The sequence below is a fragment of the Solibaculum intestinale genome, from assembly GCF_040096205.1.
Classification (GTDB): Bacteria; Bacillota; Clostridia; order Oscillospirales; family Acutalibacteraceae; genus Solibaculum_A; species Solibaculum_A intestinale.
This window is the reverse complement of the sequence record NZ_JBBMFD010000034.1, coordinates 1-13,794: the sequence shown is the minus strand read 5'-3', so window position 1 is coordinate 13,794 and position 13,794 is coordinate 1. Positions and strand designations below refer to the sequence as shown.

Annotated in this window: 14 protein-coding genes; 8 read left to right on the top strand and 6 right to left on the bottom strand. The window is 57.0% G+C overall.

What is annotated here, in order from left to right; all coding sequences use genetic code 11:
* Positions 1–104: 104 nt before the first annotated feature.
* Complete coding sequence (locus WMO26_RS12635; RefSeq protein WP_349220916.1) at positions 105–236, top strand: hypothetical protein; 132 nt, start codon at positions 105–107, stop codon at positions 234–236.
* A 97-nt stretch (positions 237–333) separates the two neighbouring features.
* Here the strand turns inward: WMO26_RS12635 and WMO26_RS12630 are convergent, their stop codons facing one another.
* On the bottom strand, positions 334–843 hold the full coding sequence (locus tag WMO26_RS12630) for a COG2426 family protein (protein WP_349220914.1): 510 nt from the start codon (positions 841–843) through the stop codon (positions 334–336).
* 326 nt (positions 844–1,169) lie between these two features.
* Here WMO26_RS12630 and WMO26_RS12625 point away from each other — a divergent pair, with 326 nt between their 5' ends.
* The 4 genes from WMO26_RS12625 (at position 1,170) to WMO26_RS12610 (ending at position 5,789) form a co-directional block, all read left to right on the top strand.
* A complete protein-coding gene (locus WMO26_RS12625; RefSeq protein WP_349220912.1) occupies positions 1,170–1,946 on the top strand; it encodes a TRADD-N-associated membrane domain-containing protein in 777 nt (258 codons plus the stop codon).
* A gap of 191 nt (positions 1,947–2,137) precedes the next feature.
* A complete protein-coding gene (locus WMO26_RS12620; RefSeq protein ID WP_349220910.1) occupies positions 2,138–3,661 on the top strand; it encodes a phosphomannomutase/phosphoglucomutase in 1,524 nt (507 codons plus the stop codon).
* Positions 3,662–3,666: 5 nt separating this feature from the next.
* On the top strand, positions 3,667–4,734 hold the full coding sequence (locus WMO26_RS12615; RefSeq protein WP_349220909.1) for a glycosyltransferase: 1,068 nt from the start codon (positions 3,667–3,669) through the stop codon (positions 4,732–4,734).
* Positions 4,735–4,850: 116 nt separating this feature from the next.
* Positions 4,851–5,789: a DUF5050 domain-containing protein gene (locus WMO26_RS12610; RefSeq protein ID WP_349220907.1), complete on the top strand. Its 939-nt coding sequence runs from the start codon at positions 4,851–4,853 to the stop codon at positions 5,787–5,789.
* Positions 5,790–5,908: 119 nt separating this feature from the next.
* On the opposite strand, the gene WMO26_RS12605 is transcribed toward WMO26_RS12610, so the two are convergent.
* The 5 genes from WMO26_RS12605 to WMO26_RS12585 all read right to left on the bottom strand — a co-directional run bounded on the left by WMO26_RS12605 (position 5,909) and on the right by WMO26_RS12585 (position 10,271).
* A complete protein-coding gene (locus WMO26_RS12605) occupies positions 5,909–7,015 on the bottom strand; it encodes a glycosyltransferase (RefSeq protein ID WP_349220905.1) in 1,107 nt (368 codons plus the stop codon).
* A 317-nt stretch (positions 7,016–7,332) separates the two neighbouring features.
* On the bottom strand, positions 7,333–8,775 hold the full coding sequence (locus WMO26_RS12600; protein ID WP_349220903.1) for an MATE family efflux transporter: 1,443 nt from the start codon (positions 8,773–8,775) through the stop codon (positions 7,333–7,335).
* Positions 8,768–9,226, bottom strand: coding sequence for a MarR family winged helix-turn-helix transcriptional regulator (locus WMO26_RS12595; protein ID WP_349220901.1), 459 nt, complete (start codon positions 9,224–9,226; stop codon positions 8,768–8,770). The genes WMO26_RS12600 and WMO26_RS12595 overlap by 8 nt, the downstream gene beginning before the upstream one ends.
* A 134-nt stretch (positions 9,227–9,360) precedes the next feature.
* The gene (gene trxA, locus WMO26_RS12590; RefSeq protein WP_349220899.1) at positions 9,361–9,678 is read right to left on the bottom strand and encodes a thioredoxin; all 318 of its coding nucleotides are present in this window, start codon (positions 9,676–9,678) and stop codon (positions 9,361–9,363) included.
* A gap of 143 nt (positions 9,679–9,821) precedes the next feature.
* Positions 9,822–10,271 carry an RrF2 family transcriptional regulator gene (locus WMO26_RS12585; RefSeq protein ID WP_349220897.1) on the bottom strand — a complete coding sequence of 150 codons (450 nt, stop codon included), beginning with the start codon at positions 10,269–10,271 and terminating at the stop codon, positions 9,822–9,824.
* 300 nt (positions 10,272–10,571) lie between these two features.
* Between WMO26_RS12585 and WMO26_RS12580 the strand changes: the two genes are divergently transcribed.
* Genes WMO26_RS12580 through WMO26_RS12570 form a run of 3 tightly spaced genes read left to right on the top strand, consistent with a single transcriptional unit; the run spans position 10,572 to position 13,740 of the window.
* The gene (locus tag WMO26_RS12580) at positions 10,572–11,879 is read left to right on the top strand and encodes an SPFH domain-containing protein (RefSeq protein WP_349220895.1); all 1,308 of its coding nucleotides are present in this window, start codon (positions 10,572–10,574) and stop codon (positions 11,877–11,879) included.
* Between the two features lie 35 nt (positions 11,880–11,914).
* Positions 11,915–12,958 (top strand): TFIIB-type zinc ribbon-containing protein, encoded by a 1,044-nt coding sequence (locus tag WMO26_RS12575; RefSeq protein ID WP_349220894.1) that lies wholly within the window; start codon positions 11,915–11,917, stop codon positions 12,956–12,958.
* Positions 12,955–13,740 (top strand): TPM domain-containing protein, encoded by a 786-nt coding sequence (locus tag WMO26_RS12570; RefSeq protein WP_349220893.1) that lies wholly within the window; start codon positions 12,955–12,957, stop codon positions 13,738–13,740. The genes WMO26_RS12575 and WMO26_RS12570 overlap by 4 nt, the downstream gene beginning before the upstream one ends.
* Positions 13,741–13,794 lie beyond the last annotated feature (54 nt).

The following is a 13,794-nucleotide window of genomic DNA, read 5'->3' as shown; positions in this document are numbered from 1 at the left end:
CCCCCCCCCCCCCCCCCCCCCCCCCCCCCCCCGGCGCCAAAGATTTTTCCAAACTCATGCGCCTTAAGCGCTTTTGATCACGTACGGACAAGGAGGAAACGCTCATGTGTTGTGGTAACAATTTCGGCTTTGGTGGCTGTTCCTGGATCATCATTCTGATCATCATCCTGCTGTTCTTCGGCAACAACGGCACCTACGGCAATAATGACGGCTGCGGTTGCGGCTGCGGCTGCTAGTCTCATCGGCAAACAACAAAAGGAGCCGGGCGTGCGCTCCGGCTCCAAATCCACATGAGAGAAAAGGACGGCGTTTTTTAAAACGCCGTCCTTTCGTTTATCCGATTCCAATGGACTGGAGAAGTCCATAGCTGAGCAGAGTCATAATAAACCCGGCCACCAGGACCCCGGCCGCCACCACCGGCAGCGCGTTTTTCAAACGCATGTCCAGAATCGCCGCCACCAGCGACCCGGTCCAGGCGCCGGTCCCCGGCAGGGGGATGGCCACGAACAAAAACAGGCCCAGCATTTTGTACTTCTGCATGGATTTTGCCTGGCTTTTTTTCTTCGCTCGGTCTTCGAACTTATGCCCCAGCTTGTGAAACAATTTGGTCGATTTCATCCAATTGATGATTTTACGCCCGAAAACCAGGATGAAGGGAACAGGGATGATGTTTGCAAGAAAGCAGATCAAAAATGCGCTTTGCCAGGGAATTTGCAGCAAATAGGCAGCCAGCAGCCCGCCCCGCAGCTCCAAAATCGGCATCAGGGAGATGACGAACACCACAAGCTCCCTGGACAGATACTGGTCTAAAAATTGGATTAGGTTCTCTACGATACCATCCAAACACCGATCACCTCAATCGAAAAGAATACATCCTTGGCTATAAAGAAACCCGGACGAGCCCTCATGGCCGAAAGAATGAGAAAAATTAATTTTATCATACCGTATTTTCCTTTGTACCGCAAGTCGTTTTCCGTATAATTTTCAATTTAGATACAAGGAGTGTCTGTAAATAAGACGAGAGAAAAGTCGGAATTACGGCAAGACGGCGAGAATGCAAAAAAATTGGTTTTTTCCCTTTCCAAATTGGCAAAATCTATGCTAAGATAGAAAAAATGAAAATGTGCGCCGAGTTTTGAGAAACCCGGCTGGAATAGGGGAAATGAAACATGTTTGATTCCGTCGCGAATGTTTTGGCTATTGCCCTGCCGGTGCTGGTAGCCGTGGTCGCCCTTGCGGCCTTTATCCGGATTCTGACCCGCGCCTCCGCCGACAGCAGGGGAAGGCGCATCAACGATGTGCAGATGAACCCGCCGGTGCTCACCCACCACAGCGAACAGGACGATGTGGATTATATGGGCGTGGATACCTATGACAACAGCATTACCCTGTCCCAGGAGGAATATTCCTACCGGGTGCTCGACGAGGAGACGCAGCCGTCCGAGCCCCAGGGAACCGGCCCTTCCGTTTTTGCCGACCTGCTGGCGAACGTGGAGGATATCAAGGAGTTTTACGAGCAAAACCGCAAGCAGGCCAAGGACATCATGCTCATGGCCGCTATTTCCTGCTTCTGCGGGATCTGCTTTCTGGCCTTCGGGGTCATCTGGTCGGTGATTGGGCCCGACGGGCTGACCGTGGGGATCTGTTCGATGGCCTGCGGGCTGGTGATGGAGCTGGCGGCGGTGCTGTTTTACTGGATGCGGCTGAAAACCGCCCGGCAGGTCAACCGGTATTACCAGCAGGTGCTGGGAGACGCAAAGCTGATGAGCGCGGTAGAGTTGGTGGAGCGCATGAGTGAGAAGAAGCGGGACGACGCTTACGACGCCATTATTTCATCCCTGGTGGAAGCCTCCATAAAAGGGAAGGGAAGCCCCGTGTCCGACGAGCTGCTCAAGGCCGTCGCCGGCGGTAAACAGAAGCGACAGCCCCACGAAGCGCAATCTTAATATTGAAAGAGCCGGTGCCATAGCACCGGCTCTTTTTGCATCGGCGGCGTGTCCAGTAACACAAAGCCGGCCGAAAAGCAGGGGGAGATATCTATTCTGCTTGAAGAAGACGGAAAACCCTGCTATAATCTTAGGTATATTGCTAAAGATCGGACGCATCGTTGCGGATCGTCTTGAAGGAGGAAACAAACATGGCAGCAATTGCATTCAAAAAGCTGCAAAACGGCAGCGACATTCGCGGTGTCGCCCTGGAGGGGATCGAGGGCCAGCCGGTCAACCTGACCGAGGAAGCGGTTACCACCATTGCCAAGGCCTTCGGCGCCTGGCTTTCCAAGAAAACCGGCAAGGACGCCGGACAGTTAAAGGTGGCCATCGGCCGGGATTCCCGCATTTCCGGGCCCGCTCTGCTGGCGGCAGCGGCCAAGGGCCTGTGCACCGCCGGCGTTTCGGTGACTGACTGCGGCCTGGCGTCCACCCCCGCCATGTTTATGACACTGGTAACCGACGGCTTCTCCTTTGACGGGTCGATCATGATTACCGCCAGCCATCTGCCCTTTAACCGCAACGGTATGAAGTTCTTTGTCGCGTCCGGGGGGCTGGAAAAGTCGGACATTGCCGAAATCCTCGCGCTGGCCGAAGCCGGGGACTTTTTAACGCCTCAAACCCCCGGCAAAATGGACGCCTGCGACTTTATCTCCGTGTACGCGAAAGGCCTGGTGGAGAAAATCCGGGCGGCCTCCGGCAGCGAGAAGCCCCTGGAAGGCTTTCACATCGTTGTGGACGCCGGTAACGGCGGCGGCGGCTTTTTTGTGGACAAGGTGCTCGCTCCCCTGGGAGCCGACGCCTCCGGCAGCCAGTTTTTGGAGCCGGACGGCTCCTTCCCCAACCACATCCCAAACCCGGAAGACAAAACGGCCATGGAGTCCATCCGCGGGGCGGTTTTGGCCAATCACGCGGACCTGGGCATCATCTTCGATACCGACGTGGACCGGGCGGGCGCTGTGGACAAAAACGGCCGGGAAATCAACCGCAACCGCATCATCGCCCTGATTTCCGCCATCCTGCTCCATGAGCACCCGGGTACGGCCATTGTGACCGACTCGATTACCTCCAGCGGCCTGAAAACCTTCATTGAAGAGAAAGGCGGCATCCATCACCGGTTTAAGCGCGGCTATAAAAACGTCATCAACGAAGCCATCCGCTTGAACAGAGAGGGGACCGACTGTCAGGTGGCCATCGAGACCTCCGGCCACGGAGCGCTTAAGGAAAATTATTTTTTGGACGACGGGGCTTACTTAATCGCCAAAATCCTTGTGCAGATGGCCCGGCTCAAAAAGGAAGGCAAGACCATTGACGAGCTCATCGCCGACCTTCAGGAGCCTCTGGAAGCCAAGGAATACCGCATGAAAATCCTGGCGGAGGACTTTAAGGAATACGGCAACCGGCTGATTGAAGCGCTCAAGGAATATGCCGCAAAGCAGCCGGGCTGGCAAGTGGAACCGAACAACTACGAAGGCATCCGGGTGAAGTTCGCCCAGGGAGACGGGGACGGCTGGTTTTTGCTGCGCCTGTCCCTCCATGACCCCATTATCCCGCTGAACATCGAGTCCAACGCCCAGGGCGGGGTCAAACACATCGCCGGCAAGCTTTATCCGTTTGTGGCGCAGTATGAGGAAATCGACAGCGCCTGCCTCCAAGAAGAAGTACAGGGCTGACCGCTATGGAGCAGAAAACGCCGAAGGTCAGCATCGTTGTCCCCATGTACCGCTGTGAGGACACGCTGGAGCGCTGTGTGGACTCAGTCCTTGCCCAGACCTGCCCGGACTTTGAGCTGCTTCTTATCAACGACGGGTCGCCGGACCGGGTCCCTGAGATTGCCGCCGGGTATGTGCAAAGAGACCCGCGGGTGCGCCTGCTTTCCCAGGAGAACCGGGGGGTCAGTGCCGCGCGCAACGCAGGCATCGACGCGGCGAAGGGAAGGTACCTTCTCTTTGTGGACGCGGACGACCGGCTGTGCAAGGACGCGGTGGAAACTCTGCTGCTCGCCGCAAAGGGCGGCGCTCAGGTGATCCATTTTGCTTATATCCGGCAAAAGGGGGCGCTGTCTCAGGTAGTGCCTTCCCCGGTGAACGCCGAAGGGGTGCTTGCACGGGAGGAAATCCGCCAAACCGTGTTGCCCCTGCTTTTGTCCGGCTGGAGCCTCAACGCCTGCTGGAACAATTTTTATGAGACCCGGCTTTTGCAGGAAAACGGCATTCGGTTCCCGGAGGGAATGGCGCTCGATGAGGACTTCGCCTTTGTCTGCGATGTGTTCGCCGCCGCCTCCTCCGCCCAGTTTCTGCAAAAGCCCCTGTACCGGTATCTGCTCAATCCCAAAAGCGCGGTGCGGCGCATGGACGAGCGGCATGTCCGCGCGTCGATGGACATCCAGTTCGGCCTGTTTGACAAGCTGTACGACTGGGATGTGGATACGCCACAAAACCGGCAGCTGGTGTGGGATAAGCTGGTGCGCGCGGCGCTGATTCTGCTCGACGGGGTGGCGGTCAACGACCGCAACCCCAACCGCAAGGCCCTCTTTTGGGCGGTAGCGCTGGACGGCCGGGTGCAGGACGCTCTCGAGCACGCCGGACGGCTGCCCGGTACGGGGATTACCCGTAAACAGGCAAAATTGTTGCAAAAGGGGCGAATCGGCGCGGCTTACGCGCTGGTGCGCGGCGTGATCCGGGCAAAGGGAACAAGAGACCGGATTATCCAGAGAATTGGGAAAAAATCCGGTTATCGTTTATAGAATGTTAATAAATCAACCAGGTTTTATGACTTGTTTTGTTCACTTTGTCATGCTATAATGCCGTAGTAATCCCACCGGGGAGAATGAAAAAACGCGTTCAAGGAGGAAAAAATAACATGAAAAAAGTACTCACATTGCTGTGTGTCCTCGCGATGGCCACCGCAGTTTTGACGGCATGTAATACAGAATCGGGCGGCTCTGGAACGGATGGGTCCGGGGTTTTGAACAGCGCCACTTCCAATTCGTCGGGGACCGGGGACGGCACAGGTGACGGGACGGCTTCGGGCAACTCGGGCACGGGCGACGGGACGGCCTCGGGCGGACAGGATACCCCCAATAGCGGCGGCATTGCCGGCGGCGGAGAAATCTCCGGCGAAATCATCGTAGCCCCCGAGGACGAAGGCCAGCCCACCATCAATCCCACCATTGAGAAGGTGCTGCCGGTTTCCACCTTGTATGTGGCGGTGGATAACGATTATATCTATTACATCAGCGACAGCGACGAGCACATTTACCGGGTTAAGCACGACGGCTCCGGCGAAGAGAAGCTGACTGACGACAAGGTGAGCTGGATGCGGCTCAATGAAAGCGGCAAGCTGGATTATGCGACCAACATCGAGTCCGGCGGCAAATATTATACCATGAATACCGACGGTACCGGCAAGGTGGACAACAACCGCCAGCTGATCGACTACTATGTGGACGACGTTACCGGCCCGGACGGCATGGTGTATTACTTCATGACTGAGTTTGAACAGGGCGCCACCAAGTCGGGCATTTACAAGAGAAACGCGGGCGCCGAAGAGTCGACGGGCACCCTTGTTTACGAGGGCAACATCCATTCCTTCTGCATTATGGACAATTATATCATTGCTTCCCTTAACCGCAGCCAGTCTCAGGCGCTTTTCCGCATCAACCTGGACGGCTCCAATGCGAAGAAGATTACCGAGTATAACGGCGTTTCCCCGGTGGTGAACGGCGACTATGTTTACTTTGTCAACCAGAGCGACGGGTACACGGTTTACCGTATGAATAAGGCTGCCGTCGAGAAATAAAAAATCAAAACGAAGGCCCGTTGCATTAATGCAGCGGGCCTTTTTCTTGCCGGCGGGAGTGAAAACCGGAAAAGTTCCGGGTGTTAGGGAACGTTATAAGAAAAAGCAAGAAACCGCGTTCACGCCTGGATGGAGGCGGCATCACAGCCGGATAAGTGCCGTGTTTCGGCGAAATAGCGGCGGTTTGCAAGGCATGCGGCGGAATCGGGCTTGCAGGCGGCGGCCTTTTCGTTGTAGGCGCAGGCGGCTTGGTAGTTTCCCATCCGGTCCAGACAAACGCATAGCTGCAAGTAGGGGATGTAGTCGTAGCAGTCGGGTTGGACGAAGCCTCCCGACGTGTCGTTGCGGGTCCGGCTGGCGGCAAGGGTATACCAGAAAATGGCGGGCTGGTATCGTTCCCGGTCCAGAAAATGCTTGCCAATGTCGCAGCAAAGCTCCGCCCGCGGCTCGTCGTAGGCAAAGCTGCGAAGGAGGGCCTGCAGGGCTGCATCCGGCTGCCCTAAGGCGTAGTAACACAAGGAAAGCTGCTTGCAGCCTTCAATCTGGTTTTCTACCCAGCCCAGCCCTTCGTCGAGAAACCGGGTCAGCCGCGCCGCCGCCTCTTCGTACCGCTCATGGTAGAGAAGCTCCCGGGCAAAATAGAATTGCTGGCGTGGGTCCAGGGAGACTCCGTCCTTGACAAGCTTTTCGAATATCCGCAGGTTTCGATCCGGGTCGCTGGGCCGGGTCTTTCGGTGGGTAACGGCAATATCGGAATAGAGTAGGTTGCCGCTGGGCGGGATGACCTCGTGGACCGCCCCTTCCCACCGGTATCCGGCGTGGTTGCGCAGCAGCCGCTCCCGGTAATAAGAGAAGGTGGGTTTCCCCGCCTGGTCAAACCCGGTATGATACTTCATCATGACCAGGTCGGTCTGAGGGGGGAGGGTTTCCTTGAGCGTGAGAAAGGCGTCCCGGTCGGCGGGCAGCAGGATGTCGTCGGCGTCCAGCCACATGCAGTACTCCATGGTCGCCTTGGAAAAGGAAAAGTTGCGGGCGGCGGCAAAGTCGTCGATCCAGGGGAATTCGCACACGTTGTCGGTAAATTCCCGGGCGATTTCCCGGGTGCGGTCGGTGGAACCGGTGTCCACGATGATGATTTCATCCGCCACCGGCTTGGCGCTTTCCAGACAGCGCGCCAAAACGTCCTCTTCGTTTTTGACGATCATGCATAAGCTGACGGTAATCATCGGCAAGCCTCCCATTTGTCGCGGGGATGGATACCGGAGCGGGAAAGACGCCCGGCATGGTCCCTTTCAGGCTATGCCAAAGGAGAAAAAAGTGTGCCTGTTTTCACCGGGAAAAACAAAAAAGGACGGAAAGGCCTTTTGGCGCCATACCCCAAAGAACCTGCCGCAAGCCAAACCGGGGTCGCGCAGCGGACGACGCAGGCCCTGCGGACCAAAGCGATTCTTCACTGGGCAGGGAAAAGGCCGCGGCTTTCGTTTGCAATCGAAAGGACCGGGACGGTATCTTTCTAAACCGTCCCGGTCCTTTTTCCATGGTGTTATCCATTTTGCTCCGCCAGTTCCTGTGTTTTCGCCTCCACAGGGACTTCCTTCTTTTGTTCGAGCTCGATGCGCCGGCCCAGCTTCTTCATTTCCGGCACCACAAACAAAAACACGATGACCGCAGATCCAATGTCCGCCGCCGGCCCGGCGTAGAGCACCCCGTCTAGACCGAAGAACAAGGGTAGAATTAAGAGCAGCGGAATCAAGAGCAGCAGCTGGCGCAGCATGGAGAGAACCGACGCCTTGAACGGCTGCCCGGTTGCCTGAAAATAGTTGGTGGATACGATCTGGAATCCCGCGCAGAAAATTCCGCCCAGAAAGATCCGCATACAGCGTACGGCAAAGGCGTTGAAGGTATCGCTGCCGCCGCCGAAGAGCTGCAAAATCAGATTCGGGCAGGTCTGGCAGAAAACCCAGCCTGCCAGGATGGCAACGGTGGCCCAAACCACCGCCATCAAATAGGTCCTGCGAATGCGCACGTTGTGCTGCGCCCCGTAGTTGAAGCCCAGGATGGGCTGGGCTCCGACCCCGATGCCGATGCACACCGAGCCGAGAATCATGGCAATCTTCATGACGATCCCCATGGCGCTCAGTGCCACCTCGCCGCCTACCGCGCTTAAGTTCCCGTAATACACCAGGGAATTGTTCATAACCACCTGCATGATACAGGCCACCACCTGGGTAATGCCGGCGGAAGCGCCCAGCGTCACCGTTTTCCCTACCACCCGGCCCACCGGTTTCATCGCCTGGCGGTCAAAGCGCATATGACCCCGCTTCCAGAAATAGAGCAGTAGGATGACGGCAGAAAGAATCTGAGAGGTGATGGTGGCCAGCGCCGCTCCTTTTACCCCCCAGCCCAGGGTAAAGATATAGATGGGATCCAAGATGGTGTTGAGCACCGCGCCGATTAAAATGCCGTACATGGACAGCCGGGGACTGCCGTCGGTGCGGGCCATGTTGGAAAGAGAGACGCCCAGGATGCTGAATGGGACGCCCAGCAGAATAATGGAGGTATAGTCCTTCGCATAGGGCATTACCGCGCCGGTAGCGCCGAACAGGGAAAGGAGCGGCTCTAAAAAAACAAGCCCCAGAACCATAATCCCTGCTCCCACTATCACCGACAAGGTCAGCAGGTTATTCAAAGCGAGCTTTGCTTCGCCGTCCTGCTTCTCACCCAGCTTGATAGCGGCGTATGCACTGCCGCCCGAACCGATCAGGGTGGCAAAGGCCATGACGATGGTCATTACCGGGAAAGCCACGGTGGTCGCGGCGTTCCCCAGGTAACCAACCCCCTGGCCGATGAAAATCTGATCGACGATGTTGTAAATGGAGTTCACCAGACAGGATATGATGGACGGCACCGAAAAGGAAAGCAGCAGCTTTCCTACCGGCCGGTATCCCAACGGATTCCCTCCTTGCTGGACTGCAGGTTCATTCATGGGCGTTCTCCTCCTGACCATAGATATAGTTGTAGGCGTTCCCCGCCATTTTCCCCAGCAGCCGCTGGGCTTCGTCCGCCTCCTGCCCGGTCATGCCGGCAGTCAAGATCCGATTCCATTTTTGCCGGGTCTCGTAAAGGTTCTCCACAATCGGCTGGGCCGCCGGCGTGGTGTACAAATGCCGGATGCGCCGGTCGGCTTCGTCCACCTGGCAGCGGATGAGGGAGAGCTCCTCCAGCTTCTGGATCGCCCGGGTTACCGTCCCCTTGTCGTAATACCCGGTCTTGGCCAGATCGTACATGCTGATGCCTTCGTTTTCATAAATGCGCAGCAAAAAAAACTGCTGGCCGCACCCGATCTGGTAGCGGGCCAGCTCCCGGTCGTAATACCGGTTGCCCAGGCGGTAAATGATGGACGTAAACTTGGTGAAAAAATAAGTGGACGAAGGCATGCAGAGTTCCTCCAATCAATTGAGCGATCAACTATTTAGAGTATAGCGCTAGATAGTTGAGTTGTCAACTATTGTGAAAAAAGTAACAGCCCCGCGTGGCCAAACGCCGCCGCGGAGCTGTTGGAGCATCATTCTTATGCGTTTTCGAGCAGCTGCAAAATCGCGCTTTTGGGACGAACTCCTACACTGGAAGCCACCGTTTCGCCGTTTTTGAGCACCACCAGAGTGGGAATGCTCATGACGCCGAATCGGTCCGCCAGTGCCGGCTGCTCGTCGATGTTGACCTTGCAGACCTTCAGCCCCGGCCGCCCTTCCCCGGCGATTTCGTCCACCGTGGGAGAGAGCATCTGGCAGGGGACGCACCAGGCCGCCCAGAAGTCAATGAGAACCGTTTCCTTGGCCTCTAAGGCCTCTTTGTCGAAATTTGCCGTCGTCAGTTCCAAAACTGCCATACAAAAAACCTCCTAAATTCTATGTTATGTGGTCGAATGGATAAGGCACTGCCGCTCCAACCGGACAAAATGCCGTTTGGACGGCCGCCGTCGGACCGTAATGGGGGATGCAGCATGTGACGTTTGCAAAAAGGCCGGCAGGGTCATCGCACGGGCCGCTTTCCCATTGAAGGAGGGTCCTCCCGGTGAAAAATGCGCCGGTCAATGTCGCCGATGGTGATTTCCTCTAGCGTTTCCCTGCACTGCGCATCCAGCCTTGCGAAAATGTCGTCCATAATTCCTCCCATCCCCGAGGCCACCAAGCATTCCCTGTCGGCATCCCCGCTGCGCCAGGAAGCGCTGACAAAGGAGAGGTCCAGCGCGTCGGCCACCTGCCGCAGGGTAACGTCGCCCGGGGAAAGGGGAAACTGATAGCCTCCGTCCACTCCTTCTTTGGTGTGTACCAGCCCTGCCTTTTTTAGCCGGGCCATCACCCGCCTTACCCGGGCGGGATGGGTGCAGATGTTTTGCGCCAGGGTCTCGCTGGACAGGGTGGAAGCCTTGTGATTGAGAAAGACCAGAGCATGGACCGCCACGCAGAAATCGCTGTTCACAACAGGACCTCCTTGGAGTTCGATTTACCGGTTTTCCGATCGAAACAGAAAAAAGCCATACTGTAATTTTTATTGTTTCAGTTTCTATCTGTAATTATATATATAACAGATAGATTTGTCAACAGAAAATTTCCATGGATTTGCATAGGTAGAAATTGGAATTATATTGTAAAAAGCTTTACGAAGAAAGGGTAAATAGAGTATAATACATTTATCTATACAAAACCGGCACCGCGATTGGAAGGACACACAGGGGCCGGCTGCATGAAACCGGAAAGACAGAAACGGAGGACAGATCAGATGGGTATTATCAAAGCGGCAATGCATGCCGTGGGCGGCGCGCTGGCCGACCAGTGGCTGGAGGTGCTCGAGCCGGACGAAATGGACGATTCCACCGTCTTTACCCGCGGGGTCACGGTGCGCAGAAACGACAAGCGGGGACAAAACCGCAAAGGTACGGCGGACACCGTCTCCAACGGCTCCATTGTGCACGTCTACCCCAATCAGTTCATGCTGCTGGTGGACGGGGGCAAGGTGGTGGATTTCACCGCCGAGGAAGGCTATTACCAGGTGGACAATTCCTCCATGCCCTCTTTGTTCAGCGGTTCGTTTGGGGACGCGCTCAAGGATTCCTTTGACCGCATCCGCTTTGGCGGCGTCAACCCCACTGCACAGAAGGTCTATTACATCAACCTTCAGGAAATCAAGGGCATCCGGTTCGGGACCCGTTCGCCCATCAATTACTTCGATACGTTCTATAACGCGGAGCTTTTCCTGCGGGCCCACGGCACCTATTCCATTAAAATCACCGACCCGCTGCAATTTTACGCTGAGGCCATCCCCCGCAGCAAGGATCGGGTGAAAATCGACGACATCAACGAGCAGTATCTTGCCGAATTTTTGGAGGCCCTCCAGTCCGCCATCAACCAGATGTCGGTGGACGGGGTGCGTATTTCCTTTGTTTCCTCCAAGGGTCGGGAGCTGAGCAAGTACATGTCCGCCATTCTCGACGAGGACTGGAACCGCATGCGCGGAATGGAGATCCAGTCAGTGGGCATCGCCAGCATTTCCTATGACGAGGAGTCCCAGAAGCTTATCAACATGCGAAACCAGGGCGCCATGCTGGGCGACCCTACCGTGCGCGAGGGCTACGTCCAGGGTTCCATTGCCCGGGGCCTGGAGGCGGCCGGCTCCAACGCCAACGGAAGCATGGCGGGTTTTATGGGCATGGGTGTGGGCATGCAGGGGGCCGGCGGCTTTATGGGCGCCGCGTCCCAGACGAACCTGCAGCAGATGCAGGCCCAGCAGGCCGCCCAGCAGCAGGCGGCCAAGGAAACGGCGGGCGACGGATGGACCTGTTCCTGCGGGGCGAAAAATACGGGGAAATTCTGCTCCCAGTGCGGCAAGCCGAAACCGCAACGGGACGAATGGGTATGCGCCTGCGGCGTGAAAAACACAGGGAAGTTCTGCTCGGAATGCGGCAAGCCCCGCCCGGTGGGCGGGAAATTCCGCTGCGATAAGTGCGGCTACGAGCCGGATCCCGGCAAGCCGCTCCCCAAGTTCTGCCCGGAATGCGGCGACCCCTTCAACGAGGAGGACCGGGCGTAAATTCCCGCCATTTCGATCCATAAGGAGGATCCTTTATGCCATCGGTTACCTATAAATGCCCCAACTGCGACGCGCCTCTTGTGTTTACGCCCGGTACCCAGGGCTTCTACTGTGACTTCTGCAAAAGCGCCTTTACCAAGGAGGAGCTGGACAGCAAGGCGGGCGTAGAGACCCAGTCGGAGACCAACGCTCCCAAGGAAGAAGGAGGGCACGCGGTCTGCTATTCCTGCCCCAGCTGCGGCGCCCAGATCGTCACCGATGAAACCACCGCCGCCACCACCTGTTACTACTGCCACAATCCCGTCATCCTGTCGGGAAAGCTGGAAGGAGCGATGGAGCCGGACCTGGTGATTCCCTTTGCCATTGAAAAGGAAGAGGCCCAGGAGAGCTTCTCCAAATGGCTGAAAAAGAAATGGTTTATTCCCACCGCATTTCGGCGGGAGAGCCGGGTGGAAGAGCTTCGTGGTGTGTATTTTCCTTACTGGCTGGCGGACTGCAAGGTGGAAGGCGAGCTTCATGCCAACGCCACCCGGGTAAGCAGCTGGCGGTCGGGGGATTACGTGTACACGAAAACCCAGTATTTCGCGGTTCGCCGGGCGGGATCGGTGCGGTTTGACAATCTGGTGAAAAACGCGCTTCAAAAGGCCAACCGGCAGCTGATTGAAGGGGTTCAGCCTTTTGAAATCGGGAAAACGCAGGTGTTCTCCCTGCCGTATCTCGCCGGGTTTCAGGCAGAAGCGCGAGACATTGACGCCGCGCAGGTGATGCCCGAGATGGAGAGAGAAGCCAGCGAAGGGGCGCAGGCTTTGATGCGGGACACCATCGTGGGATACAGCACGGTACAGACCGTGTCCAATTCCCTGCACCTGACCGATTCACACATGCGTTACGCGCTGTTCCCGGTTTGGACCCTGACCTACCGCAGCGCGAAAGGGGACCTTTATTACTACGCCCTCAACGGGCAGACCGGGAATGTGTGCGGAAAGCTGCCCATTTCTTATGCAAAGCTGGGCATTCTCCTGGCCGCGGTGGCGGTGCCGGTGTTTGTGCTTGCGCTGCTGGGAGGGTTTTTGCTATGAAGAAGCGTATGTTCCGCGTTTCTCTTTTGCTGGTGCTTCTCTTGGCCCTGCTTCCCTGTGTGTCCGCTCTGGGAGCGGACGGCCAACAGCGGGTCTTTGACGATGCAAGGCTTTTGACTTCGTCCCAGGTGGATACCCTTGAGCAGCGCATCGCCGAAATCAGCGGCGAAATCGACATGGACCTGGCCGTCGTCACCACCGATTCCAACTCCAAATCCGCGGAGGACTATGCGGACGAATTTTATTATGACCACGGGATCGGCTTCGGCGCCGATCAACGCGGCGCGTTGCTGCTGATTGACATGGACAACCGGGAATACTACATTTATACTCAGGGCGCCATGATCGACGTGGTCACAGACCGGCGCTTAAACGACCTGCGCGCCCAGGTGCAGGACCGACTGTCCGCCCAGGATTATGCGGGCGCAGCGGATTTGTTTGTAACCCGGATACACGGTTATGCCGCCGGCGGGGAAGAACCCCGTCCCAATCCGATAAGTCCGGGCCGCCTTTTGATTTACGCAGCCATCGGCTTGGGCGTGGGCGTGGTCGTCTGCCTGATTGTCCTGGCGAAGTACCGGTTTCGCGGCAAGGCGTACCAGTATCCCTTCCGGGAGAACGGCGCCTTGCATCTTACCTGCAAAGAGGATGTTTTCCTCAATGAAACCATCAACCGGCGGTATTCCCCGCCGCCGCCTCCCTCCTCGGGCGGCTCCGGCGGGAGCACGACCCATACCGCCAGCAGCGGCCGCAGTCACGGCGGCGGAGGGGGAAAGTTTTAGCATACCGCCGCTCATTCAGAGCAGAAAGAAGGGCGGGAACCATTTGGTTCCCGG